The sequence below is a fragment of the Staphylococcus gallinarum genome (assembly GCF_029774255.1).
Taxonomy (GTDB): domain Bacteria; phylum Bacillota; class Bacilli; order Staphylococcales; family Staphylococcaceae; genus Staphylococcus; species Staphylococcus gallinarum.
This window is the reverse complement of record NZ_CP069082.1, coordinates 1,531,288-1,558,158: the sequence shown is the minus strand read 5'-3', so window position 1 is coordinate 1,558,158 and position 26,871 is coordinate 1,531,288. Positions and strand designations below refer to the sequence as shown.

Annotated in this window: 26 protein-coding genes and 1 riboswitch; of the genes, 16 read left to right on the top strand and 10 right to left on the bottom strand. The window is 32.8% G+C overall.

Annotated elements, in window-relative coordinates; genetic code table 11:
- Positions 1–108 precede the first annotated feature (108 nt).
- Positions 109–1,119 (top strand): siderophore ABC transporter substrate-binding protein, encoded by a 1,011-nt coding sequence (locus JN168_RS07355; protein WP_279525728.1) that lies wholly within the window; start codon positions 109–111, stop codon positions 1,117–1,119.
- Positions 1,120–1,179: 60 nt separating this feature from the next.
- On the opposite strand, the gene JN168_RS07350 is transcribed toward JN168_RS07355, so the two are convergent.
- A complete protein-coding gene (locus JN168_RS07350) occupies positions 1,180–1,536 on the bottom strand; it encodes a membrane protein (protein ID WP_042738732.1) in 357 nt (118 codons plus the stop codon).
- Between the two features lie 306 nt (positions 1,537–1,842).
- Here JN168_RS07350 and pepF point away from each other — a divergent pair, with 306 nt between their 5' ends.
- On the top strand, positions 1,843–3,657 hold the full coding sequence (gene pepF, locus JN168_RS07345) for an oligoendopeptidase F (RefSeq protein WP_279525727.1): 1,815 nt from the start codon (positions 1,843–1,845) through the stop codon (positions 3,655–3,657).
- A 274-nt stretch (positions 3,658–3,931) separates the two neighbouring features.
- Here pepF and phoU read toward each other — a convergent pair whose 3' ends face one another.
- The 6 genes from phoU to cvfB all read right to left on the bottom strand — a co-directional run bounded on the left by phoU (position 3,932) and on the right by cvfB (position 9,817).
- Positions 3,932–4,582: a phosphate signaling complex protein PhoU gene (phoU, locus tag JN168_RS07340; RefSeq protein WP_279526271.1), complete on the bottom strand. Its 651-nt coding sequence runs from the start codon at positions 4,580–4,582 to the stop codon at positions 3,932–3,934.
- A gap of 7 nt (positions 4,583–4,589) precedes the next feature.
- A complete protein-coding gene (gene pstB, locus JN168_RS07335; RefSeq protein ID WP_042738730.1) occupies positions 4,590–5,465 on the bottom strand; it encodes a phosphate ABC transporter ATP-binding protein PstB in 876 nt (291 codons plus the stop codon).
- 78 nt (positions 5,466–5,543) lie between these two features.
- The gene (pstA, locus tag JN168_RS07330; protein ID WP_229367186.1) at positions 5,544–6,461 is read right to left on the bottom strand and encodes a phosphate ABC transporter permease PstA; all 918 of its coding nucleotides are present in this window, start codon (positions 6,459–6,461) and stop codon (positions 5,544–5,546) included.
- 1 nt (position 6,462) lies between these two features.
- Entirely contained in the window at positions 6,463–7,392 is a 930-nt protein-coding gene (gene pstC / locus JN168_RS07325) for a phosphate ABC transporter permease subunit PstC (protein ID WP_042738728.1), read from the bottom strand.
- Between the two features lie 204 nt (positions 7,393–7,596).
- Positions 7,597–8,562, bottom strand: coding sequence for a PstS family phosphate ABC transporter substrate-binding protein (locus JN168_RS07320; RefSeq protein WP_107513037.1), 966 nt, complete (start codon positions 8,560–8,562; stop codon positions 7,597–7,599).
- 355 nt (positions 8,563–8,917) lie between these two features.
- Entirely contained in the window at positions 8,918–9,817 is a 900-nt protein-coding gene (gene cvfB / locus JN168_RS07315; protein WP_042738726.1) for an RNA-binding virulence regulatory protein CvfB, read from the bottom strand.
- Between the two features lie 145 nt (positions 9,818–9,962).
- On the opposite strand from cvfB, the gene JN168_RS07310 reads away from it, so the two are divergent.
- The 10 genes from JN168_RS07310 to lysA all read left to right on the top strand — a co-directional run bounded on the left by JN168_RS07310 (position 9,963) and on the right by lysA (position 21,311).
- Positions 9,963–11,567: an ABC-F family ATP-binding cassette domain-containing protein gene (locus JN168_RS07310; RefSeq protein WP_042738725.1), complete on the top strand. Its 1,605-nt coding sequence runs from the start codon at positions 9,963–9,965 to the stop codon at positions 11,565–11,567.
- 167 nt (positions 11,568–11,734) lie between these two features.
- Positions 11,735–12,565, top strand: a complete 831-nt coding sequence (locus JN168_RS07305; protein ID WP_042738724.1) for an aldo/keto reductase — start codon at positions 11,735–11,737, stop codon at positions 12,563–12,565.
- Positions 12,566–12,706: 141 nt separating this feature from the next.
- Positions 12,707–12,885, top strand: a riboswitch (Lysine riboswitch).
- Between the two features lie 87 nt (positions 12,886–12,972).
- Entirely contained in the window at positions 12,973–14,175 is a 1,203-nt protein-coding gene (locus JN168_RS07300) for an aspartate kinase (protein ID WP_279525726.1), read from the top strand.
- Between the two features lie 49 nt (positions 14,176–14,224).
- Positions 14,225–15,214 carry an aspartate-semialdehyde dehydrogenase gene (locus JN168_RS07295; protein WP_107527353.1) on the top strand — a complete coding sequence of 330 codons (990 nt, stop codon included), beginning with the start codon at positions 14,225–14,227 and terminating at the stop codon, positions 15,212–15,214.
- A 1-nt stretch (position 15,215) separates the two neighbouring features.
- Positions 15,216–16,103 (top strand): 4-hydroxy-tetrahydrodipicolinate synthase, encoded by an 888-nt coding sequence (dapA, locus tag JN168_RS07290; protein ID WP_279525725.1) that lies wholly within the window; start codon positions 15,216–15,218, stop codon positions 16,101–16,103.
- The gene (gene dapB, locus JN168_RS07285; protein ID WP_042738720.1) at positions 16,100–16,822 is read left to right on the top strand and encodes a 4-hydroxy-tetrahydrodipicolinate reductase; all 723 of its coding nucleotides are present in this window, start codon (positions 16,100–16,102) and stop codon (positions 16,820–16,822) included. The genes dapA and dapB overlap by 4 nt, the downstream gene beginning before the upstream one ends.
- 22 nt (positions 16,823–16,844) lie before the next feature.
- The gene (gene dapD, locus JN168_RS07280; protein ID WP_042738719.1) at positions 16,845–17,564 is read left to right on the top strand and encodes a 2,3,4,5-tetrahydropyridine-2,6-dicarboxylate N-acetyltransferase; all 720 of its coding nucleotides are present in this window, start codon (positions 16,845–16,847) and stop codon (positions 17,562–17,564) included.
- A 251-nt stretch (positions 17,565–17,815) separates the two neighbouring features.
- Positions 17,816–18,964, top strand: coding sequence for an amidohydrolase (locus JN168_RS07275; protein ID WP_042738718.1), 1,149 nt, complete (start codon positions 17,816–17,818; stop codon positions 18,962–18,964).
- 5 nt (positions 18,965–18,969) lie between these two features.
- Positions 18,970–20,043 carry an alanine racemase gene (locus JN168_RS07270; protein ID WP_042738717.1) on the top strand — a complete coding sequence of 358 codons (1,074 nt, stop codon included), beginning with the start codon at positions 18,970–18,972 and terminating at the stop codon, positions 20,041–20,043.
- A 2-nt stretch (positions 20,044–20,045) separates the two neighbouring features.
- On the top strand, positions 20,046–21,311 hold the full coding sequence (gene lysA / locus JN168_RS07265; RefSeq protein ID WP_279525724.1) for a diaminopimelate decarboxylase: 1,266 nt from the start codon (positions 20,046–20,048) through the stop codon (positions 21,309–21,311).
- A gap of 144 nt (positions 21,312–21,455) precedes the next feature.
- Here the strand turns inward: lysA and JN168_RS07260 are convergent, their stop codons facing one another.
- Positions 21,456–22,418: an NAD(P)H-dependent flavin oxidoreductase gene (locus tag JN168_RS07260; RefSeq protein ID WP_279525723.1), complete on the bottom strand. Its 963-nt coding sequence runs from the start codon at positions 22,416–22,418 to the stop codon at positions 21,456–21,458.
- A 125-nt stretch (positions 22,419–22,543) separates the two neighbouring features.
- Between JN168_RS07260 and JN168_RS07255 the strand changes: the two genes are divergently transcribed.
- Positions 22,544–22,912 (top strand): winged helix-turn-helix transcriptional regulator, encoded by a 369-nt coding sequence (locus tag JN168_RS07255; protein ID WP_042738714.1) that lies wholly within the window; start codon positions 22,544–22,546, stop codon positions 22,910–22,912.
- A gap of 335 nt (positions 22,913–23,247) precedes the next feature.
- Here the strand turns inward: JN168_RS07255 and cspA are convergent, their stop codons facing one another.
- Positions 23,248–23,448, bottom strand: coding sequence for a cold shock protein CspA (gene cspA, locus JN168_RS07250; RefSeq protein WP_002507639.1), 201 nt, complete (start codon positions 23,446–23,448; stop codon positions 23,248–23,250).
- A 185-nt stretch (positions 23,449–23,633) separates the two neighbouring features.
- On the bottom strand, positions 23,634–23,939 hold the full coding sequence (gene msaA, locus JN168_RS07245; RefSeq protein WP_042738713.1) for a regulatory protein MsaA: 306 nt from the start codon (positions 23,937–23,939) through the stop codon (positions 23,634–23,636).
- Positions 23,940–24,277: 338 nt separating this feature from the next.
- Between msaA and JN168_RS07240 the strand changes: the two genes are divergently transcribed.
- From JN168_RS07240 to JN168_RS07230, 3 genes are read left to right on the top strand one after another with little or no spacing between them, the layout of a single operon-like run.
- Positions 24,278–24,547 carry an acylphosphatase gene (locus tag JN168_RS07240; protein ID WP_042738712.1) on the top strand — a complete coding sequence of 90 codons (270 nt, stop codon included), beginning with the start codon at positions 24,278–24,280 and terminating at the stop codon, positions 24,545–24,547.
- A 13-nt stretch (positions 24,548–24,560) separates the two neighbouring features.
- Positions 24,561–25,190 (top strand): 5-bromo-4-chloroindolyl phosphate hydrolysis family protein, encoded by a 630-nt coding sequence (locus tag JN168_RS07235; RefSeq protein ID WP_042738711.1) that lies wholly within the window; start codon positions 24,561–24,563, stop codon positions 25,188–25,190.
- Between the two features lie 15 nt (positions 25,191–25,205).
- Positions 25,206–26,345 carry a toxic anion resistance protein gene (locus JN168_RS07230; protein WP_042738710.1) on the top strand — a complete coding sequence of 380 codons (1,140 nt, stop codon included), beginning with the start codon at positions 25,206–25,208 and terminating at the stop codon, positions 26,343–26,345.
- Positions 26,346–26,871: the final 526 nt, after the last annotated feature.

Genomic DNA, 26,871 nt, shown 5'->3' with positions numbered 1-26,871 from the left:
AATTATTCTGCAATCAAAGTAATAGTATAAAACTAAGTTTTTAAAAATCTAATTGATAACACTTTTCAATTAGGATATAATAAAAGCTATTATAAGGAGGATAAAGTAATGAAGAAAATATTGTTTGTAGTTTTATGTTTTGCTGTGATGTTAGCAGCGTGTGGTTCCAATTCAAATGAAAAAGCAGAAAAAGATCAAAAAACAGTTAGTATTAAACAAACTTATGAATTTAAAGATAAAAATAAAGATCATAATCGTGGGAAAATGAAAACAGAAAAAATTAAAGTTCCTGAAAATCCTAAACGTGTTGCAGTTATGGATTATGGTGCTTTAGATATTATGAAATCATTGAAATTACAAAATAAAATCGTAGCAATTTCTAAAGGTCAAGGTGCATCTTTTTTACCTAAGATCTTGAATGAGTTTAAAGATAAAAAATATACAAATTTAGGTAATCCAGGTCAACCAGATTATGATGCTTTAGCTAAAGCAAAACCAGATGTAATATTTGCTTCATTTAGACAGGCACATACAAAGACGCTAGATGAAATGAAAAAAGCTGCTCCTAAAGCCAAAATAGTATTTGTAAGTCCAGATAATGATAATTACATAAAATCTATTAAGCATAATACACAAAATATTGGGAAGATCTTTAATAAAGAGCAACAGACAGATAAATTAATTTCAAAATTAGATGATAAAGTTAATGAAACTAAAAAGAGTATAAACAATGATCGTGTACTGTTCTTAAATGTAGATGATAAAGGAATTAAAGCATTTGCAGATAGTGGTAGATTTGGAGGCTTTTTAAACAAAGATTTAGGCATCAAACATGCTGATCCGAAAATGAAAGCAAATTCAAGTGGTATATTAGTTTCAAATGAATATCTTGAAAAACTTAACCCTGATAAAATTTTTGTTATTGATAGAACAAAAGATTTAAAGCAAGATAAACAGCATATTCCTCAGGCGTTGAAAAATCCTGTAATAAAAAATGTGAAAGCTATCAAACAAAATGATGTTACCCCTTTTGAATCAAATGCATGGTTCTTTGGTGAAGGTGGCATCAATTTAACAATTGAACAATTAAACAATATACAACAAGCATACAAAAAATAATTATACTAAATAAAAACTACGGTAATACCCAATAATAAGGATTACCGTAGTTTTTATTATTTATCGCTTTCTATAGTGTTTATAATCTTCCATATGTTCTTCTGGAATTCCCCCACGTTTAGCAATAGCTTTTTGCATTTTCTTCTCTTTACGTTTGCGTCGAAAATCTCGTGTAAAATACCAAATTAAAAAACTAATAATCAAACTGACTATAGCTAGAAATGCTGCATAACCAAGTAATGGTTCATAAGTAATATCTTGGAAGTTTGGAATTAAAAATGCTGCAACACCCAAGACGATAAATGTAATAATTGCAGGTGCAAACCATTTATTTAAAGCAAGATTACAAAATAAAGTTAATATTATCATAGCTCCAATTGTAATCCATAAAAAATTAGGCATATCCATTATTGTCATTTGGAGCACTCCTTAGATTGATTTTTTAAAGATTCTACTTTCTTTATTATCTATAAGTATACTATATCTTTATTCATAACTGTTCAGACTTCAGTAGTATGATTTTATATTAAAATATTCAATTTATTAGGTCAATTATAATTTTTAATATATTTTCTGAATTAAAATCTTCTATATAAATAAAATGCCTTACATGTTCCTTTAATCTGATTCGAATTGGTTAATGCCTTGCATTGTATTTTAAACATTAAATTCATGTATAATGAAATATGTATGATATAACGTAGTGATAAAGGAGTTGTTAACATGGGTAAAGCATTACCTTTTAGAAATGATGTCCCTACAAATGAAACTTGGGACACTACAGATTTGTACTTATCAGATCAACAATTTTATGAAATGATTGAACAGACCATAACAAATGCTAAAGCGTTTAATCAAAATTACAGTGGACGTTTAACAGACATAGATTTAATTGAAACAGCATTAGATGAATATGCAAACATACTGATAAATCTAGACAAAATGGCAAATTTTGCTGAATTAAGACTAAGTGTTGATACGACAAATCCTACAGCTCAAACATTAAGTTCGAAATTTTCTACAAGTTATGGAAAGATTGCAAGTGAGTTAGCATTTGTAGAATCAGAAATTTTAGAACTTAATAGTAATCAATTGGCTCAACTTATTTCAACTTCAAAATATCCTCATTATTTAACTAAATTAAAGCATAGACAACCTTATCTATTAGCACCTGAAGTTGAAAAAACTTTAGCGAGTTTATCCCCTACATTGGATGGCGCTTATGAATTATATGGTATTACTAAAATGTTAGATATTGATTTTGAATCCTTTGAACACAATGGTCAGTCATATCCATTAGACTATGCAACATTTGAAAATGAATATGAAGGCAATCCGGATGAGTCATTTAGAACAAAGAGCTTTAAACATTTTAGTGAGGCGTTGAAAAAATATCAGCATACGACTGCTGCAACATATAATATGAAGGTTCAACAGGAAAAAATTGAAGCTGATTTACGTGGTTATGACTCGGTTATAGACTATTTATTGCAAGACCAAGAAGTCACACGTGATATGTTTGACCGACAAATTGATGTTATTATGAGCGATTTAGCTCCTATTATGCAAAAATATGCTAAGTTACTCAAACGTGTTCATGGCCTAGATGTAATGAAATTCGAAGATTTAAAGGTCTCAATAGATCCTGAATTTGAGCCTGAGATTTCAATTGAAGATTCAAAGCGCTATATCTATGGTGCGTTGAATGTGTTAGGTAAAGATTACCTTAATATGGTAGAAACTGCATATGAGGATCGTTGGATTGATTTTGCCCAGAATAAAGGTAAGGAAACGGGTGCCTATTGTGCAAGTCCATATGCATCACACTCATATGTGTTTATCTCTTGGACCGGTAAAATGACTGAAACATTTGTATTAGCTCATGAATTAGGTCATGCTGGCCATTTCACATTAGCCCAACACCAACAAAATTATTTAGAATCTGAAGCGTCTATGTATTTTGTTGAAGCCCCATCAACTATGAATGAAATGTTGATGGCAAACTATCTATTTGAACATAGTGATGATCCGAAATTTAAACGTTGGGTTATTGGTTCAATCGTTTCAAGAACATACTATCATAATATGGTTACACATTTATTAGAAGCTGCATATCAACGTGAAGTATATAATAAAGTTGATGCAGGTGAATCACTTACAGCACCACAACTTAATGAAATAATGAGAGATGTTTATAGTCAATTCTTTGGTGATAGTGTGAAGTTAACTGAAGGTGCTGAATTGACTTGGATGAGACAACCACACTATTATATGGGTCTCTATTCTTATACTTATTCTGCTGGATTAACAATTGGTACTGTTATGTCGCAACGAATACAAAATGAAGGACAGATTGCAGTCGAGCAATGGTTAGATACTTTACGCGCTGGAGGAAGTAAGTCCCCTGCTGATTTAGCTAGCATTGCGGGTATAGATATTACTACCGATCAACCATTGAGAGCGACAATTCAATATATAGGTAAATTAGTAAATGAATTAGAGCAACTTACCGATGAAATAGAAGCTACTGACCAATAAATTAACTAACTGCGAAAGTGATATAAAATAAAAATATACGTAGATAGACATAATGTGTGCCCGTCACTAACAAGTGCGTTACAATTTACTGGTTTGTAAATACTGTACCATACGCATTGCGTATGGTTTTTTTCTATAATAAAAAAGCAAGTAAATGAACAAAAAATCATTTACTTGCTTTTTATTAGGTTATATTTTATAGGATTATTTATATGAATATCAAATTTGGTTATTGATCATATTATATTCTATTAGTTGGATGATAGTGTTTAAATTATTTATTATAGGATTCGTACCTATCTCCAGTGATGAAAAAGTATATGTTTTCTGCAACATTACAAATATGATCACCTATTCGTTCTAAGTGTCTCGCAGCAAGATGGGCTTGACCTGATACAAATGGATCGTTATCAATTAAATAAGTTGTATTAACGATGTTTTTATATAAGTCGTCTATATCATCGTCTCGTTCAATGATTTCTTTGATTAAGGTGATATCATTACTTTTAGCAGCATCGTCTAAATCTTTAAGCATTAATAATGCTAATTTCCCCATCGTATTTAAACGTGTTAACACGTAATTATCGATAATTTTGGCACGTAATCTGATTTCAGCGATACTTGCAGCATTATCACCTATTCGCTCTAAATCAGATGCAATTTTCAATGAAGCCATCATCAATCTCAAATCAGAAGCAATAGGTTGTTGCTTTGAAATTAACATGATTACCTTTTCATTTATATTGGTTTCTTGTTGATTTATTTCTTTATCTTTTTCAATAATTTGTCTCGCGTAATTTCTATCTTCTTCACTTAAAGAGTTTAATGCAAATTCGATATGGCGATACACTTGTATACCTAAGCGACGTAAATCTTTGATTAGGTCTTCGAGTTGACCTTCATATTTATGTCTAATTACGGCCATAGGCATATTAACCAAAACGACCTGAGATATAATCTTCTGTTTGTTTATCTGATGGATTTGAGAAGATTTTATCAGTGTCATCATATTCATTTACATAACCATTTAAGAAGAAGGCAGTTTTATCAGAAACACGAGCTGCTTGTTGCATATTGTGTGTCACGATGATGATTGAATATTTTTCTTTTAACTCTTGAACAAGTTCTTCAACTTTCAATGTTGAAATCGGATCTAATGCAGATGTTGGTTCATCCATTAAAATTACGTCTGGTTCAATAGCTAATGTTCTGGCAATACAAACACGTTGTTGCTGTCCACCTGATAAGCTATAAGCATTTGTATCTAAACGATCTTTTAGTTCGTCCCAAATTGCTGCACCACGAAGTGATTTTTCTACGATTTCATCAAGTACTTTTTTATTTTTGATACCGTGAATCTTTGGCCCATAAGTGATATTGTCATAAATTGATTTAGGAAATGGATTAGGTTGTTGGAATACCATTCCGACATTAGTTCTTAATTTTTCTACTGAATACTTTTCATCAAAAATGTTTTGATCACGGTATACGATTTTACCAGCTGTTTTAACAGTTGGAACAAGTTCTACCATTCTGTTTAATGTCTTGATATAAGTTGATTTACCACAACCTGATGGACCGATAATTGCTGTTACATTATTCTCTAAAATATCTAGATTAATATTTTTTAGTGCATGATTTTCACCATACCATAAATCTAAATTTTTAGTTGAGTACACGATTTTCTTTTCGCTATCTGGAATTTTATTGTCTTTCTTTTCAGCTTCGATTGTAGTCACAGGCGTTGCGTCGTGATCTGTGTGAGCATCTAGTGCTGATTTTTCTTCGATAATATCATTTTTAGTCATAATTAAAACTCCTTTTATTCAGACTGTTTGCAAATATTGATAAAGCTTTGCAATTTTCCCAATTTAGTCTCTCTATGATTAATATTTTTTACTGTATTTATTTCTTAAGAATATAGCGATAGCATTCATTAATAATAAGATAATGAGTAAGACGATAATTCCTGCAGAAGCAACATTTTGGAACTCATCTTGAGGTAATTTCGCCCAATTATAAATTGCCATTGGTAGTGCTTGGAATTGATCGAATATGCTTGACGGTAAGTTTAATAATACGGTTGGTATACCGATTAATATTAACGGTGCTGTTTCACCTAATGCACGAGATAGCGCTAAGATAAACCCAGTTAAGATTCCAGGAATAGCAGCTGGTAATACAACACGGCGAATAGTTTGCCATTTATTACCACCTAATCCATAAGAAGCTTCTCTAACAGAATTTGGAACGGACCTAATAGCTTCTTGGCTGGCAACGATAATTACTGGCAAGATTAATAGTGACATTGTTAATGCTGCAGCAAGTACTGAGTTACTTAATGCTAAAGCCTCAACGCCCATACCTCTCACAAAAATTGTTAAACCAAGTAAACCGAATACAACTGACGGTACACCTGCAAGGTTAGCGATACAAACTTTAATAAAGTTTGTGAATGCATTATCCTTTGCATACTCTTCCAAGTAAATTGCTGTACCAACTCCTAAAATAATTGAGATAGGAATAATTGTAATCATCAACCAAATCGTACCAATCAATGCACCTTTAACCCCTGCCATTGACGGAGTCGAAGATGAAAAATTAGTAAAGAATGAAGGTGTTAAATGACCTGCACCTTTGATTAGTGTATCTATTAATAGGACGGCCAATACGAGTAATCCAATCATCGTACAACCGAAAAATGCCCATTTATTAATTTTATTTTTTGTTAATCGACTAGATAGTTTTTTCTCGACTGTATTTTGGTTAACTAACGATTTTGAATTATTATTCACTTGTTCCATATTAATACTCCTCTCTAAAGCGTTTCGTAATCCATTGAGATATTAAGTTCATTACAAGAGTGAACAAGAACAATGTGAAACCAACCGCATAGATACTGTAGTAAATATCTGAACCAAATGTAGCATCACCTGTAGCAACTTGAACAATGTAACCAGTCATTGTCTGAATTGAACCTGTTAACTCTAATGTTGAATTTGGTGTACTACCTGCAGCAAGTGATACAATCATCGTTTCTCCAATTGCACGAGAGATTGCTAATACAATTGAAGCCATGATACCAGAAGTGGCAGCCGGTAATACAACCTTCGTTGCAACTTCAAATTTTGTAGCCCCTAATCCTAATGCACCTTCACGCATTTTATTAGGTACAGATGACATAGCATCTTCACTCATACTTGAAATGAGTGGAATAATCATTACACCAACGACAATTCCAGGACTAATTGAGTTAAAACTACCCAACTCTGGGAAAATTGATCTTAGTAACGGTGTTACAAATGTTAATGCAAAGAAACCAAATACAATTGTTGGAATACCTGACAGTATTTCTAAGATTGGTTTAATGATTTTTTTAGAACGTTGCGATGCATATTCACTTAAATATAATGCTGCTCCTAAACCAATTGGTACTGCAACAATCGTAGCGATAAAGGTAATTTTTAACGTTCCTAAGATTAAAGCCCAAATACCATATTCTGGATTAGAAGAAAATGGATTCCAATCTTTAGTGAATAAGAAATCTGTAATTGGAACTCGTGTGAAGAATGTAATTGTTTCAGTTAGTAATGTTACGATTATGCCGACAGTAGTGAGGATTGAAAACAATGCAATAATTCCCAAGATAATTGGAACAAGTTTATTGCTTATTCCTTTTTTATTAGCATTATTTTTAGCGATCATTTCACTTACTGAAAGGTTCTGATTTGCCATAAATTTCCCTTCTTTCTATTAAACTCCCAAATATGAATAAAGGCTGGGATGTTCACATCCGTTAATTTAAGCGTCAGTAAAAACATAACAGCACACGCTATAATTATTAGATGTATTGAACAAGGAATTGGATTGACAAAGTGGTACATAGACCACTTTGTCACCCCTAATCCAGAATCCCAACCTTTAAATATGTTTTAATACTTATTTGTCTTCTTTTTTGCTATCTTCTTTTTTACTTTCTTTACCAATGATGTCATCTAATTTATCTTTTTGTTCTTTGTAGTCTTTCTTAGGTAAAGCGACGAATCCTGCATCTTCAGCTGATTTACCTTTGTCATCGATGACAAATTTCATGAAATCTTGGAATCCTTTGTTATCTTTTAATTTCTTCTCGTTTGTGTAGATGAATAATGGTCTACTTAATGCATAAGAACCATCTTGGATTGTTTTCTTAGTTGGTTCAGTTAACTTACCTTTGTCATCCTTGATTTTAACTTCTTTCAATTTATCTTTATTTTGTTGATAGAAGTTATAACCGAAGTAACCAACACCTTGTTTGTTTTTCTCAACAGATGAAACAATTACGTTTGTATCGGCATTTTTCTCTGCTTTAATATCACCTTTGTCCATAATTTCTTCTGTGAAGAAGTCATAAGTTCCGTGAGATTGGTCAGGTGAAAATGCTTTGATTTCTTTGTCTGGCCATTTAGAGTTAACATCTTTCCATGTTTTTGCTTTACCAGAATAAATTTCTTTTAACTGTTCTTTAGTTAATTCATTTACAAAGTCGTTTTCTTTATTTACTGCAATTGTTACACCATCTTGTGCAATTTTGAATTCATCATATTTGATGCCTTTATCTTCTAATTTTTTCTTTTCTTCATCTTTTATTGGTCTTGAAGCATTTGAGAAATCAGTATTTCCCGAAATGAATTTTTCAAATCCTCCACCAGTACCAGCTGTACCGTTAGATACTGTTACATCTTTATTATCTTTTGCGAATTTTTCATTTAATTTTTCAATGATAGGGCCTACTGTTGACGAACCATCGCCTTTAACTTCCCCGCTACCTTTACCTTCGCCTGAGCCGCTATTACCGCCACCACAAGCACCTAATAAAAGTGAAGCGCCAATTACTGTAGTACCAACTAATTGCCAATTTTTCATTGAAACATCCTCCTAATAGATAAATAACCCATATGTGTTTTATATGTAGTTCTTACAATCCCTATACTACACATCGTTTATTAATTACAAATGAGTTTAATGTAAAAGATATGTTAAGAAAATGTTGATGTTATTTACAAAATTTATAATTGAAATATTTCAGGTGTTTAAATGTACTTGAAAACATTGTCATTTAGCGGTTTCTAATACATTTTTAGGTGTGTGCAATATTACAGAGATTACGTTGCAAATAGTAATTGTTAATAAAAAAACCGAAATACACTACAAATTTGTAGTGTATTTCGGTTGGGAATATAAATATTTATCTATTATATTGTCTTCTTTGTGGCGGGGTTTAGTCTTCTACCCTACTCCATCCCTTTTTAGTTAAAGAGATCTTTCCTGTTTCAATGTTAATTATTTTTTGTTTATATAAATGTCCGATTGCTCGTTTAAATGCACCCTTGCTCATATTGAACACTTCTTTTATCGCTTCTGGACTAGATTTATCCCAAAACGGTAATTCTCCATCGTATTCAACTAATAAGTCAAAGATATGTTGTCCATCATCATCTAAACGTTCATGGGCTAATGGTAAAAATGACCCATTAAGTTCGCCATTGTCATTGTGACCAATAATTCGTACCTCGACATTTTCGCCTAAGCGAGGTTCAGCTTTACGTTCTGATTCGTGAACGAAAATTTTATGCCCTTCTTTTGATAATAGGAAACTACCGATTCTTAATAAACGGTATGGTCTTGCTTCTATTATTTTATTTTGTAATGATTCATCGTGTACAGGCGTATACATTTTTTCGACGATTGTCTCTGATGCTAAACGTGCAAACATATTTTTCTCTCTATCGATTCTTAATGTAACGAGTAATTCGTCACCTTGTGTCGGCCAGACAGTTTTAACCTTTGGTAAATCTTCCCATGGTACTAATACTTCACGAGGTAAACCTACGTCAACATGTGCACCATCTCTGTCTGTTTTTAATACTTTTACAAAATCATACTTATCTGTCGTAATATCAGGCATGTTTTGTGTGGCAAATAAATCTCCTGATCTATTTGGATAAATGAAGAAACTATATTCTTCACCGATTTCTAATTCATCATCATCTTGAATTTCAGATTGATTGAGTTTTACTTCTTCGCCGTTAGGTCCTTTTAATTTATAAGTAGATCCTTCTAAACCGATTACTTCTAAAAACTCAATTGAGCCTACAATATCTTTTTCGTCTCTGGCCATACTTTTCTCCTTCGTACATAAATTTATTCTATATTATTATAACACGCATAACACAAACAAGCATTACTCCATCGAGAATGGTCGAAAGTCCAAGTTAATTGTGTTATAATTTGTCCGGTAGATTAACGAATAAAGGAGTAAATACATGTTACAAGTTACTGATGTAAGTTTACGATTTGGTGATCGTAAATTATTTGAAGATGTAAATATTAAATTTACAGATGGCAATTGTTACGGCTTAATCGGCGCAAATGGTGCTGGGAAATCCACTTTTTTAAAGATTTTATCTGGTGAGTTAGATGCTCAAACAGGACATGTATCTTTAGGTAAAAATGAACGTTTAGCTATTTTGAAACAGGATCACTTCGCATATGAAGAAGAACGTGTAATAGATGTTGTTATTAAAGGACATGAACGTTTATATCAAGTGATGAAAGAAAAAGATGAAATTTATATGAAACCAGATTTCAGCGATGAAGATGGTATCCGCGCTGCGGAATTAGAAGGTGAATTTGCTGAAATGGATGGTTGGAATGCCGAAGCTGATGCAGGCACACTACTTTCTGGTCTAGGTATTTCAGCAGATTTACAAGATAAAACGATGTCTGAGTTAGAAAATAATCAAAAAGTAAAAGTGTTATTGGCGCAAAGTTTATTTGGTGAACCAGATGTGTTATTACTAGATGAGCCTACAAACGGCTTAGATATTCCTGCGATTAGCTGGTTAGAAGACTTCTTAATTAATTTTGAAAATACAGTTATCGTTGTTTCGCATGATAGACACTTTTTAAATAATGTATGTACTCATATTGCAGATTTAGATTATGGTAAAATTAAAGTCTACGTTGGTAACTATGATTTTTGGTATCAATCTAGCCAATTAGCTATGAAAATGGCACAAGATCAAAATAAGAAAAAAGAAGAAAAAATCAAAGAACTACAAGATTTCGTAGCACGATTTTCTGCCAATGCATCAAAATCAAAACAAGCTACAAGTCGTAAGAAACAATTAGAAAAAATAGAATTAGAAGATATTCAACCTTCTTCACGTCGTTATCCATTTGTTAACTTCACACCTGAACGTGAAATCGGTAATGATTTATTGTTTGTGGAAAACCTATCTAAAACTGTAGATGGTGTGAAAGTATTAGACAATATTTCATTTACAATGGATCCAAATGACAAAGCGGTATTAATTGGTGATAGTGAAATTGCTAAGACAACTTTACTAAAAATATTAGCTGGAGAAATGGAACCAGACGAAGGTTCTGTTAGATGGGGTGTAACAACATCACGTAGTTACTTACCAAAAGATAATTCTGAATACTTCGAAGGCGTAAATATGAACTTAGTTGATTGGTTGCGTCAATATGCACCTGAAGATGAACAGACTGAAACTTTCTTACGTGGCTTCTTAGGACGTATGTTGTTTAGTGGTGAAGAAGTTAAGAAAAAAGCAGATGTTTTATCTGGTGGAGAAAAAGTACGTTGTATGTTAAGTAAAATGATGCTATCAAGTTCGAATGTATTGTTACTTGATGAACCTACTAACCACTTAGATTTAGAAAGTATCACAGCGGTGAATGATGGATTGAAATCATTTAAAGGTTCAATTATCTTTACATCATATGATTTTGAATTTATAAATACGATTGCAAATCGTGTCATCGATTTAAATCCAGAAGGATCTGTTTCTAAAGAAATTCCATATGAGGAATATTTAAAGGAAACAGGCGTTTTAAATAAATAATTTTAATTAGTAAGTAACGTAGTTATCAGTGCAAATTAATGTATTTGATAACTGCGTTTTTTGTTTGTCTCCCCTTTTAATATTACTTTGTGTAGGCAAATTATTTTAAATAGATAATGTTGAGTTATATAATCAACATTGACAAAGTAAATAGGAGGAATAAGTTTATGAAAAATTTGAATTTGCTTGATGGCCAAGTATTGCCACAAATTGGTTTTGGTACATACAAATTAAATGGATCTGAAGGTGTACATGCTATAGTAAATGCCCTTAATCAAGGTTATAGAGTACTTGATACTGCCTATAATTATGAAAATGAAGGTACAGTTGGACGTGCGATAGAAATAAGTCATGTATCTCGAGATCAAATTATTATCACTTCTAAATTACCAGGACGTTATCAAGACTATGATGCTGCTTTAACAGCAATTCAAGAGTCAATTTATCGTTTGAATGTAGATTACATTGATTTATATTTAATTCATTGGCCTAACCCTAAACAAGGTAAATATGTTGAAGCTTGGAAAGCATTAATCGATGCTCAAAAAGCAGGTTTAATTAAATCTATCGGTGTATGTAACTTTACACAAGAACATATAGAAACACTTGAACGTGAAACAGGTGTCTTACCTGCTGTTAACCAAATCGAACTACATCCTTACTTTAATCAAAAAGAAATGATTCAATTCAACAAAGAAAAAGGTATTGTTACAGAAGCATGGAGTCCACTGGGACGAGCATCAACTGTTATTAATGATGAAAATATTGCTACGATTGCTGAAAAGTACAATAAAACAATTCCGCAAATTATTTTAAGATGGCATGTGCAAAACGGCGTCGTTCCAATTCCAAAATCTACTTCTATTAGCAGACAAATACAAAATAAAGATGTGTTTGATTTCGCATTAACAGATGAAGACCTAGAAAAAATTGATAATTTAACACAACCAGATGGTAGATTAAAAGGACAAGATCCGGATAATTATGAAGAATTCTAATTAGTTAGTTAAATAATACACTATTAAAGTTAAATGGAAATTATATAGTTTAATTTTTCAGTAAATTAGAAAAACTTTGTTGAAAGCAGTTTACATGACATATAACCCTATGTATAATGTGAATCATAAACAAAAATTAAATAGTTTTGATGAGGCGCATCAATCATTAGTAAATTTTAGTAGAACCTGTCTGCTAGCAGCTAATTTTGAAAGGGTGAGATGCCGAAACAGTTATAATAGCAGCTTATAACACGTTGGACTTTATGGTTAAGAGCTAAGAGTCTGTCATTATTTTTAAATAATGGAGTGCATCACTTGTATATATTAATGAACAGGTTCGCAACTCCGGACTTGTTCTTTTTTTATATTACTGTGATTCTCCCCTATCATTGAGGAGGATATAGAAATTGGAAAGAAGTGTTTTAAAATTTGGAGGTTCTTCAGTTAGTGATTTTACTAAAATTAAAAGCATAGCTGAAATGTTAAAAAATAGAGTGGAACAAGGAGAACAATTGATTGTAGTTGTAAGTGCAATGGGTAAAACCACAGATGAGTTAATGGCGAATGTATCATCATTAACTTCTACGCCTAAGGATCAAGAATTAGCGTTGTTACTTACGACGGGTGAACAACAGACTGTTTCTTACCTTTCGATGGTATTGAATGATATCGGTGTTTCGGCAAGAGCGATGACCGGTTATCAAGCAGGTATTAAAACGACCGGACATCATCTGAAGAGTAGAATTGCTGAAATTGACCCTGAAACGTTTAATCAATCGTTTAACCATCACGATGTGTTAGTAGTCGCTGGATTCCAAGGCGTCAATGACGACTTGGAGATAACAACACTTGGTCGTGGAGGTTCAGATACGACTGCAGTAGCTTTAGCAGCTAGCAATCAAACACCGTGTGAAATTTATACGGATGTAGACGGCGTTTATGCAACAGATCCTAGGTTATATAAAGAAGCAAGGCGTTTGGATTATGTTTCATATGAAGAGATGATGGAAATGAGTGCTTTAGGTGCCGGCGTGTTGGAAACAAGAAGTGTTGAACTCGCTAATAATTATAATATTCCACTATATTTAGGAAGAACTTTATCAAATGTGAAAGGAACATGGATTATGCCACAAACTGAGATATTGGAGAAAAAAGCGGTAACAGGCGTTGCTTTAGACACACATATGATGCATGTAACAATCAGTTATCCCCTACCCGATAACAATTTGTTAACAGCATTGTTTAATGAATTAGAAGCGGGATCTGTTAATGTTGATATGATTTCTCAAATTATTAACTTGGAAGGACTACAAATGTCCTTTACTATAAAAGATACAGATGTATTACAAATTACTAATATTTTTGAATCATTGACTGAACAATACAGTGCTTTAGACTTCAAAATTAATGAAGACTATGTCAAAATTTCATTAATTGGTTCAGGTATGCGTGATATGTCAGGTGTCGCTTCAAAAGCATTTCTTACATTAATTGAAAACGATATTCCTTTTTACCAAACTACAACTTCAGAAATTAGTATTTCAAGTGTGATTGATGCAGATAACGGTGATCGCGCGGTACATGCTTTATATAAAGCTTTTGAAATCTGAATTTTCTAAAATTTTTATAAAATTAAATTATAAATGGAGTGTATAAATTATGACAAAATTAGCAGTAGCAGGTGCAACAGGTTTAGTAGGAAGAAACATGTTAGAGACTTTAGATAGAAAAGGCGTTAAATATGATGAATTAGTGTTATTTTCATCAGCTCGATCAGCAGGTCAACAAGTAGAATTCCAAGGTAACACATATACTGTACAAGAATTAACAGAGGAAGCAGCAAATGAACACTACGACTATGTATTAATGAGTGCAGGTGGTAGCACAAGTGAACATTTCTCCCCTATTTTCGAACAAGCAGGAGCAATCGTTATCGATAATTCAAGTCAGTGGAGAATGACGGAAGGTATTGATCTTATCGTTCCAGAAGTTAATGAGCCAGTGTTAGAGCGTAAGATTATTGCAAATCCAAACTGTTCAACGATTCAATCTGTAGTTCCTTTAAAAGTCTTACAAGAAGCGTTTGGTTTAAACCGTGTAGCTTATACCACATATCAAGCTGTTTCTGGTTCAGGTGTTAAGGGTAAACAAGATTTAGCTGAAGGCGCAAATGGTAAAGAACCAGAAGCTTATCCGCACCCTATTTATAATAACGTATTACCACATATTGATGTATTTTTAGAAGACGGTTATACGAAAGAAGAACAAAAAATGATCGATGAAACAAGAAAAATCTTAAAAGATGATGATTTAAAAGTAACGGCGACATGTGTACGTGTTCCTGTACAAGATAGTCACAGTGTTCACATGAGTGTGACATTAAACAAAGATACGTCTGTTGCTGAGATTCAACAATTATTTGAACAGGACGAACGTGTCGTATTAGTCGATAACCCAGAAAAAAATGAATACCCGTTAGCGATTCATTCTACTGGTAAAGATGAAATATTTGTAGGTCGAATCCGAAAAGATGATTCTTTAGATAATACATTCCATGTTTGGTGTACTTCAGACAACTTATTGAAAGGTGCAGCATTGAACGCAGTACAAATTCTTGAGCAAGTAATGAGTCTGAAAGGAGTTAAATAAGATGGCACATATTTTTGAGGGCGTTGGTGTAGCCCTAACCACACCATTCACACATAATGAAGTTGATTACGATGCTTTAAGAAAACATTTAGCATATTTATTAGAAAATGAAGCGAAATCAATCGTTGTAAATGGAACAACTGCAGAAAATCCAACACTAACAGATGAAGAAAAAGAACACGTGTTAGAAGTAGTAGTGAATTATGTTGATGGGCGTGTTCCTGTAATTGCTGGAACTGGGACTAACAATACTCAAAAATCAATCCAAGCATCAGTGAGAGCACGTGAAATTGGTGCAGATGCTATTATGCTTATTACACCTTATTATAATAAAACAAGTCAGCGAGGTTTAATCGAACACTTTACCACAATTGCTGACGCAGTCAAATTACCAGTTGTATTATATAACGTCCCTTCTCGTACGAATATGACAATTGAACCTGAAACAGTAGAAACTTTAAGTGAAAATGAATATATTGTTGCTTTAAAAGATGCCACAAATGATTTTGAGTATTTAGAAGCTTTAAAATCACGTTTAAACTTAGCTAAATTTGCACTCTTTAGTGGTAATGACGATAATATTGTAGAATATTATCAAAGAGGTGGTCACGGTGTTATCTCTGTAGTAGCTAACGTTATACCAAAAACCTTCCAATCGTTATACGACGCTAAACAACAAGGGGAAAATATTGAAGCGCAATTTAAACCAGTTAAAGCTTTACTTGATGCATTGGCAGTTGATGTCAATCCAGTACCGATTAAAGTGTTAACTACAGTGGAAGGTTTTGGAAATTATGAAGTAAGATTACCACTAGTGACGCTACAAGATGATGATAGACAGAAATTAGAAACAGCATATGAACAATTTAAAGCAGGTGAACTAGTGTGAAAATATTATTAATTGGTTACGGCGCGATGAACGAGCGTGTAGCAAGATTAGCTGAAGAAAAAGGACATGAAATCAGTGGTATTATTGTGAGAAATAATGATAAGTCATATCCCTACCCTACTTTTGAAAAAATATCTGACGCAAAAGATGCAAATGTAGCGATTGATTTTTCAAATCCAGAATTATTATTACCACTATTAGATGATGATTTCGAATTACCATTAGTTATAGCAACTACAGGTGAAAAAGAAGAGATTATCGATAAATTGCAATTGTTAAGTAAAAAAATGCCTGTATTCTTTAGTGCAAATATGAGCTATGGTGTACATGCCCTAACTAAAATTTTGGAAGCAGCAGTCCCACTATTAGAAGATTTTGATATTGAATTAACAGAAGCACATCACAATAAAAAGGTAGATGCCCCAAGTGGTACACTTGTAAAATTATATGATGTAATTAAAGAATTAAGAACACAATCAACACCAGTATATGATCGTCATGAAAACAATGAAAAACGAACACAAGAAGAAATTGGTATTCATGCAGTACGTGGTGGTACAATCGTAGGACAACATGATGTATTATTTGCAGGTACAGATGAAACAATTGAAATTACACACCGTGCACAATCAAAAGATATTTTTGCCAATGGTGCAATCGGTGCTGCAGAGAAATTAGTTAACAAAGAAAATGGTTATTACACATTTAACAACTTATAAAATTCAAGGAGCGTATTAAATTATGGTACAACATTTAACGGCAGAAGAAATTATTCAATATATTAGTGACGCAAAGAAAACAACCCCTATTAAAGTTTATGCAAACGGAAACTTTAATGATGTAGCATTCCCAGAAGAATTTAAAGTGTTTGGTTCAGAAGATTCAAAAGTAATTTTCTGTGAAGCGGATGATTGGAAATCATTTTACGAGCAGCATCAAGCTGCATTTACAGAATTAGAAATTGAAATGGATCGTCGTAACTCTGCAATTCCATTGAAAGATTTAACTAATACAAATGCACGTATTGAACCAGGAGCATTTATTAGAGAACAAGCAATTATTGAAGACGGAGCGGTTGTAATGATGGGTGCAACAATCAACATCGGAGCAGTTGTTGGTGAAGGCACAATGGTTGATATGAATGCTACGCTTGGAGGACGAGCAACGACTGGTAAAAACGTACATGTCGGCGCAGGTTCAGTTCTTGCAGGTGTCATCGAACCACCTAGTGCCTCTCCTGTTGTAATTGAAGATAATGTATTAATTGGTGCTAATGCTGTAATTCTCGAAGGCGTACGCGTTGGTGAAGGAGCAGTTGTAGCAGCTGGCGCTATCGTTACTCAAGACGTACCAGCAGGAGCAGTAGTTGCGGGTACACCAGCTAAAGTTATTAAGCAAACGAGTGAAGTTGAAGATTCTAAACGTGAAATCGTATCAGCGTTAAGAAAGTTAAACGACTAATATAATTAAAATATTTACTAATTGAATTGGATGAAAAATAACTGAGATTTACGTTGTTTTTATCCATTATTATCGGAGGATAAAGATACTTTTGGTTAATGACGATGCACTTGTCGAATTTAACTTACAATTTCTTTTCCTCCATTTTTTAAAAATTTATATACATAATGTATTTGCAACCTATAGTTATATTTAAACTACTTAAATATGAGAATTTAATTGATAATAATAAATAAAGGATCTGATCTTAAATGAATGAATTAGAATTCGTTACTAAACATAGAAGACATTTACATCAACATCCAGAATTAAGCCTTCATGAATATGAGACAACGACGTATATAGCTGCATTTTTAGATGAACTGGGAATAACTTACAAACGTCCATTAGAAACTGGCATAATAGCATTTCTTGAGGGAAACAGTGATCGTACAATCGCTTATCGTGCAGATATAGACGCCCTACCAATATTTGAGGAAAATGACGTTGACTATAGAAGTTCAACAGATAATGTTATGCACGCATGTGGCCATGATGGACATACTACAGCGCTAATGCTGTTTGTAAAACGTTGCAAAGCATTAGCTGAAAATGGTGAATTACCACATAATGTCGTATTTATTTTCCAGCCAGCTGAAGAAACAGGTGGTGGTGCGAATCGACTTATCAAGGCGGGTGCATTTGAAGCATATAATATAGAAGCAGTATTTGGAATTCATGTTATGCCTTTTGAAGATGAAGGTAAAGTTGTTATTAGAGATGAAGAAATTACTGCAAGTGCTACGGAGTACAGATTCTTCTTAAATGGATTATCAAGTCATGTAGCAGATAAAGAACAAGGCCATTCTTGTGGAGAAGCTTTGCAACATGTGTTAACTCAAGTTGGTCAAATTCAACAATATCATTTAAATGGTCTGAAACGCAATATTGTACATATGGGACACTTTGAAGCTGGTGAAGCAATCAACACAGTGCCTAGTAATGGATATTTAGAAGGTACAATAAGAACATATGATGTGAACGATTTAGAAATTGTGAAACAACAAATGCAGAAAATCGCAGAAAGTGTTAAATTGTTGTTTGATGTAGATTGTGAGGTTAAATTTGAAGAAGGATATCCCCCTACTTATAATGATCCAACATTAAAGCACAAAGTAACACAGGGTCTAACTAGTGCAAACTTTGAGATTATTGATAAACCTACGCCTTATTTATTTGGTGAAGACTTTAGTTTTTATAGTCAATTTGCACCGAGTTATTTTGTATTTGTCGGTGTACGAGATGAATCTAAAGGTTATATTACAGGTTTGCATACAGCAACATTAAACTTTAACGAATATATGTTGATACGTGTTGCAGATTACTATGAACAGTTATTAAAAACTTACAGTGAGGTGTGACGTAAATGACTGCTACTTGGTCAGTGGAAACAGCAGAATTTAAAAAGAATGCCGCAAATGTTGTTAATAACAATAATATTATGGCTGTTGTAAAAAATAATGCTTATCATTATGGCTTGAACTTTGCGGTAGAACAATTTTTACAAATTGGGATTAACACATTCAGTACGACCTCTTTAAAGGAAGCTGTACGAATTAGAAAGATAGCACCGGAAGCAACCATATTCTTGATGAATGCAGTATATGAGTTTGATGTTTTAAGAGAACATCAAATTCATATGACATTGCCTTCCCTTCAATATTATTATGAACATGTGGAAGATTTATATGATATTCATGTACATTTAGAATTCGAAAATTTATTGCATCGTTCAGGTTTGAAAACAATTGATGAAATAAAGGAAGTCTTGCAGCATCATGAACAGAATGAAAATACATTGAAAATGCATATTTCAGGCTTATGGACACATTTTGGATATGCTGATGAATTTGATGTTCCTGACTATGATATTGAAAAAACAGCATGGCTGAATGTTGTTGAAACGCTATTAAAGGATGGCTATCAATTTGAAATGATACATGCACAAAATAGTGCGAGCTATTATAGAGAAGGTTGTGTGCTTCCAAATCATACACATGCACGTGTTGGTATTGCTTTATATGGTTCAAGACCTTATGGTTCATTAGATGAATCATTGATTAAACAGTCATTAACTGTTAAAGGAAATGTAATTCAAGTTCGCGAAGTACAACAAGGAGATTATTGTGGGTATAGCTTTGCCTACGAAGCGACTGAGAACAATACAAAACTGGCAGTCGTTGATGTGGGATATGGTGATGGCATATTAAAGGCACGTGCGAAACATGAAGCTATGATCAACGGTAAAAGATATCCAATTAGAGCTTTGATGATGAGTCATATGTTTGTAGAAGTGGATTCAGAAGTAAATGCACAAGATGAGGTAATACTATATAATAATGATATGCGCGTAGATGAGTATACATTTAAAGGTGTGGGAGCTAATTCAGAGCAACTCAGCGCAATGAATCATGACTCACTAATAAAGGAGTATAGATAAAGATGGTAGTAGAATACAACAATAACGGCGAATTAACGATGGGTGGTACAAGTCTAAAGACGATTGCACAAAGCTTTGGTACCCCTACTATAGTATATGATGAAGTACAAATTAGAAACCAAATGAGACGCTATCATGAAGCATTTAAGGCAAGTGGTTTAACATATAATATCTCTTATGCTTCAAAGGCGTTTACTTGTATTCAAATGGTTAAACTTGTGCAAGAGGAAGGTTTAGAATTAGATGTAGTATCTGAAGGTGAACTCTATACTGCATTGGAAGCTGGTTTTGATCCACAACATATTCATTTTCATGGTAACAATAAAACAAAGCATGAAATCCAATATGCCTTAGAAAGCAAAGTTGGCTATATTGTTATAGATTCATTAGAAGAAATTGACTTGATTGATCGTTATGCAAGTGAAACAGTCAATGTTGTATTGCGTTTGAATCCTGGTGTTGAAGCACATACACATGAATTTATACAAACAGGTCAAGAAGATAGTAAATTTGGATTGTCGATTAAACATGGTTTAGCTTTAGAAGGTGTCAAAAAAGTGTTTGCATCAAAGCGCTTAAACCTTAAAGGTGTCCACTTCCATGTTGGTTCACAAATCGAAGGCACAGAAGCGATGATTGAAACAGCTAAAATAGTGATTTCTTGGTTGAAAGACAATGATATTAATGTAGAGCTAATTAATCTTGGTGGTGGTTTCAGTATTCGATATGTTGAAGGCGATGTGAGTTTCCCTATTGAAGATGGTATTAAAGAAATCACAGAAGCTATTAAGACGATAGCTGAAGAAACCAATTATCCACTTCCAGAGATTGGTATTGAACCCGGTCGTTCGATCGTTGGTGAAGCTGGAATTACTTTATACGAAGTAGGAACAATCAAAGAAATCCCAGGCGTTAATAAATATGTGTCAATTGATGGTGGCATGAGTGATCATATCCGTACTGCACTCTATGATGCGAGTTATGAAGCGTTGCTAGTAAATCGCAATGATGAAGCGAATGAAACAGTCACATTAGCCGGTAAGCTTTGTGAATCAGGTGATATTATTATTAAAAATGCTCAACTTCCAAATACAGTAAAACGTGGAGATTATCTCGCTATTTTATCAACGGGTGCCTATCATTATTCCATGGCTTCAAATTATAACCAAATGCAAAAACCATCTGTATTCTTCTTGAAAGATGGTAAAGCAAGAGAAGTTATAAAAAGACAATCATTAAGACAACTCATAATTAATGATACCAAATAATCAAATTTCAGAAGATAAATAAACAAAACCACAATCAAGTTAGTGCTGTTTGTTAGTGAATGTTGAACTATAGAATGATATTCACAGAACTTACTACACATCAGATTGTGGTTTTGTTTTTATATGTTATTAAGCAGCATAAACTTATTGAATATCCTTCATGACATCTTTAATAACATTTTCTACCGGTTTGATTTCAGAAATAGTAGAAATGCCTGTGCCAACTGAGACAAATCCATTTTCAGTATCACCATCTAACATACCTAATTTCATGTTAGCGCCCCCACCCATATGCTGAGACAATTCGCTATTTGAATAGCCTTGGCGATCCATTTCTACTAATTCTTCTGCCAATTTACCGGGTAACGATCTGTAGTATGCTGGTAAAGTTCTAAATAATAATAAATCTGTAGCATTTGAATCGACAATTTTTTGCTTAACATTTTCAGCAGCTGGGTTTTCTGATGTAGCAATAAACAAGCTACCTGCAAACACACCTTCTGCACCTAACGCAAAAGCAGCATTTACTGTTCTGTAGTCTCCAATACCGCCAGCGGCAACGACAGGAATATCAATTGCATCGGCAATCATAGGTACAATTGAAAAAGTACCAATCACGCGTTCTGGAACTGTACCACCCTCATCAAAACCTGTTGCTACGTAAATATCTGCTCCAAAGGACTCAGCCTCTTTAGCATTTTCAATTGTTGGTGTTAAGGGTCTATATATTATTTTAATTTGATGTGATTTCAATTTTTGGTATAGTAATTTATCCTTTATATACTCGTTGGCAAGTACTACAGTAACCCCCTCTTCAATAATTACTTCAACCAATTGTTCTGTATAAGCCATATCCCTACTTATGACTAATGGTACGCCAAATGGCTTATCTGTGAGTTGCTTAATTTTTTTAATTTCTTGTCGAAAACGCTCAATTGTATCGGTAACAGAACGTGTAATTAATGCCGATCCGCCATTGGGTCCTAAAAAGCCTAGTCCCCCTGCTTCGCTTACTGCTGCTACAAATTGTGCATCAGTTAGCCATGACATAGGACCTTGTATAATAGGTTTTTCTATATTCAATATGTTTGTAATACGTGATTTCATAAGTAACCCTCTTTTTTAAATTTATTATATATAGTATATTAGTATTCAAAATTCAATATTGAAAGAAGGCAATAATTTTTAACTTAGTACTAAAATTTGTACTATTGCGGTATGGAGGTATTAAAATGGTGAAAATTTGTAATTATGGTTTTGACGAATCATTCATAGATGAACATAGAGATATTCATGGGATAGCATATACTCAAAATGTGTTGTCAGGAAGATATAAAAATATCATTCTTTGGTATTTGAAAGAAGGCGATAAAAGATTTAATGAAATTAAAAAATTGCTTGTGAGTATCTCTCAAGGATCATTAACAAAGCAATTAAAAGAATTAGAACATGACAAGGTTATATCAAGAACTGTATATCCCGAAGTTCCCCCAAAAGTTGTTTATGGTCTAACAGATAAAGGAAGAGATTTAATACCAGTGATTGACATGATGGAGGCATTTGGGGAAAAATATAGTGAAGATAGTATAAATCGTAAGTAAAATAGCTAAGAATGATAATTAAGATGAGTGAAAGAAATATATCTTTATAATTAGTAGCATAATATCTAAAGTAGTATCTTTACGGAATAATAAAATTTGCTATTACATCTTTATTTGATAATTAGTGCTTTAAGTTGAATTAATTAGAGTTATTAATCTACAAGATATACTGAAAAACATGTAACGATAGTATTAAATACATACGATGCTTACGTTACATGTTTATTATTGTCTATTAACTTATCTATACGCTACTTGTTAAAAGTTTTATTATAATGCAAAAAAAAGAACCTTTAACAAGGTTCTTTACAAATAGTCAATATTTCAATTTATAATTATAGTTTAGCAACGTTTGCAGCTTGAGGACCGCGATCGCCTTCAACTACTTCAAATTCAACTGATTGACCTTCTTCTAATGATTTGTAACCTTCTTGGTTAATAGCTGAGAAGTGTACGAATACGTCGTTTTCTCCTTCAACTTCGATAAAACCAAAACCTTTTTCAGCGTTAAACCATTTTACTGTACCTTGTTTCATAACTGTGAAACCTCCAAGACTAAAATTCATTCAATATGCGTTATTCGCATATTACAAAAAATACAATTTCACAGTTATCTTCTGTTGACACAATATTCTTTGCAATATGGAATAAAACTATTGCTTAAATAAGAGTATAATGCATTGTATACATAATTGCAATACAAATGTGAAAAAACAATTTATTAAATATTTGGTAAATTAAAATATACTTCATTATTGTTTAATACAATATAGCTATAAAAAATTTGTAAATCTTCATCACAATCCTTACAAAATCCTAATTCACAATTATTATAAAATGCATGAATATTGTGCTTTCCTACTAAATAATTATCGTAATCAATTTTACTTTTGTTAAGTAATGATTTATAACAAGTCATCATTTCTTCATACGTGTTAAAGTCATGTTGCTCAATAATGTGATCTGTCCAGTCACTAAATAACCACCAGCCTTCGTAATCAGCACGAATTTTTGCAACTGTCCACATAATGCTTTCCCCTTTCAATGTCGCATAGCATGTTAAAGCAATTTGAATTTATATGTAAAACATTCAACTATAATACTTACATGATACTCTTTGCTCTATCGTTATTTTAATAGTTCTTTGATAGTTCCCCACACTAGTTATGTATCGAACAATGTGATTTGTTTTCAAAATATCTAGTATATGTTTTAGAAAAATACCTATGTGTAATATTCTAACGAGTTGATATACAAAATCAAGTTATCTGTCTCATACTTTTGGCCTATAGACAAGTCAACAATAAACTCAATTATTAGTTTTGTAGAGTGAAATTGCGTATAATAAGTTTAAGAGGTGATTATATGCAATGCAAGCATGTTAAAGTATTTGGCATAGTTCAAGGTGTAGGCTTTCGTTATTATACAGAAAGATTAGCACGCAAATATGGAATTGCCGGTACTGTTGAAAATGTAAGTGATTATGTTGAAATATTTGCTCAAGGCGAAGCAGAATCATTAGCACAATTCATTGATGCTGTAACACAAGGTGCATCGCCTGCTTCGCATGTTGAAGATTATATAATTGAAGAATCAGATATAAATCATTCTTGGAATAAATTCAGAACAATATAAAGGAAGATGACAATTGAGATATAATATTTCTCGAATTATAGGGACAATTATTGCATTTCCGATTGCTGTTATCGCATGGTTCATTAGTATTTTTGCTTTTGACATCTATATGTTCTTTGATTTACTTATTTCAGCGGCAACATTCTTTGTAGTTTATTTCCCTACTCAACGTCTAACTTCTCGTAGATATTTAAATGAAATTGGCTTATCTCGCAGAGACTATCATTTTGTTAATAGCCAATTAAATAATGCTCAAGATAAAAATAGAAGAATATTAAAGTCATTTGTAAATGTGAGAAGTATTAAAGATTTTAGGCAGGTAAATGATATATATCGTATTTCTCGTGCTATATTTTTTGCTGTAAAGCAGCGACCTGCATCATTTTTCAAAGTAGAAAGTTTCTTCTATTCACATATCGATAATGCATTGAATTTAATTGAGTCTTATACTAGATTGGCAAAGTCACCCAAAAAATCTAAGGCTGAAAAGCAAAAACTTGAACAAACACGCATCACTTTAGACGAGGTTAAAAGAACATTAATAGCTGATTTAAAACGGATAAATGAAGAAGATTATAATATGTTAGATATAGAGATGGAATTGAACAGAATGGAACAAAATAGAAAGAAGCAAAATAGATGACTGGAGTGAACATTGATGGATAGAGAACATGATTTTATTAATTCACATCCATTAGATAAATATATTGATGAACGCACGGAAGATCAATCTGAAAAAATTAATAACGCTAAGCAATATTCACCAGAAGAACAACAAAAAATAAATGATTTAAGTCAAAAAATAAAGCCGATGGATAACGATGATTTATTAAATTATGGTACAGAAGCGCAACAAAAAATGTCACAATTCTCACACCGAATTCTAAATGAAGTGAGAACAACTGATGTGGGCCCTGTAGGTGAATCATTAAATGGATTAATGAGTAAACTGAAATCTGTAAATGCTGATGAATTAAATCCAGAAAATCAATCCAAGTTTAAAAGACTGTTTAAACGTACTAAGGCATCCGTCAACGAAATATTTTCTAAAATGCAATCAGTAGGATCACAGATTGATCGCATCTCAATTGAGTTAGATAAACATAAAAATAATTTAAAGCAAGACGTTGGCATGCTAGATGAATTATATGATATGAACAAGGATTATTTCGACGAATTGTCTTTATTTATTGAAGCAGCAAAGCAGAGAAGAGAGCAAATTCAACAGGAAGAGATTCCACAATTGGTTTCTAAAGCTAAAGCAACCGGAAATCAAATGGATGTTCAAGCGGCATCAGATATGGAACAATTTGTTGATAGATTGGACAAGCGTATATATGACTTACAACTTTCTCGACAAATTGCCATTCAAACGGCACCACAAATTAGAATGATCCAAAATGTCAATCAAGCTTTGGCTGAAAAAATACAAAGTTCTATATTGACGAGTATTCCCTTATGGAAGAATCAAATGTCTATTGCGCTTACATTAATGAGACAACGTAATGCTGTTTCAGCACAGAAAGCGGTAACGGATACGACGAATGATTTATTGCTAAAAAACTCTGAATTGTTGAAACGGAATGCGATTGATACTGCGACGGAAAATGAACGTGGTGTCGTAGATATTGATACATTGAAGACCACACAAAAGGATATTATTGAAACGATTGAGCAAACGTTGCAAATTCAAGAGCAAGGTAGGACAAAACGTCAACAAGCTGAAACTGAACTTATTGACTTAGAAAATGAATTACAACACCAATTGCTTGATTTAAAGAGACAAAAGCATAATTAGTTTTGGTAAATAATAATTAGAGTATCGTACTTTGGACAAATATTACAGAAAAATAGCACTCAGATGAATGAATTTATCTGAGTGCTTTTTTTCATACTATTCGTATTATTGGCTCGCTTTCCCAGGGGACAGCCTCAGCCTGTAGTCTTCAGCCCGTCCTGTTCCCTCAGGAGTCTCGCCAATATACGTAGAAAAACATTTGTGACTTTTAAATTACTATCCACTTAAATTCTTGTATTCAATTTGTCTTGTTAGTGTTGGCAAATAAATCATTAAATAAATAATAATTGAGCTGTTGGCTTATTATTCATATTATTCGTATTATTGGCATACTTTTCTAGAGGGCAGCTTTAGCCTGTAGTCTTCACATCCCCCTATTACCTTTAAAATCTCGCCAACATGCTTCTCCGAAGAATTATGGTTTAACATTCACATATACTTTTTAAATATCTAATAGGAACGTATCATTAGTTTAATAAGTAAAAAAACTTCCTTTAAAAGACGCACTGTAAATGTCATCACTTTA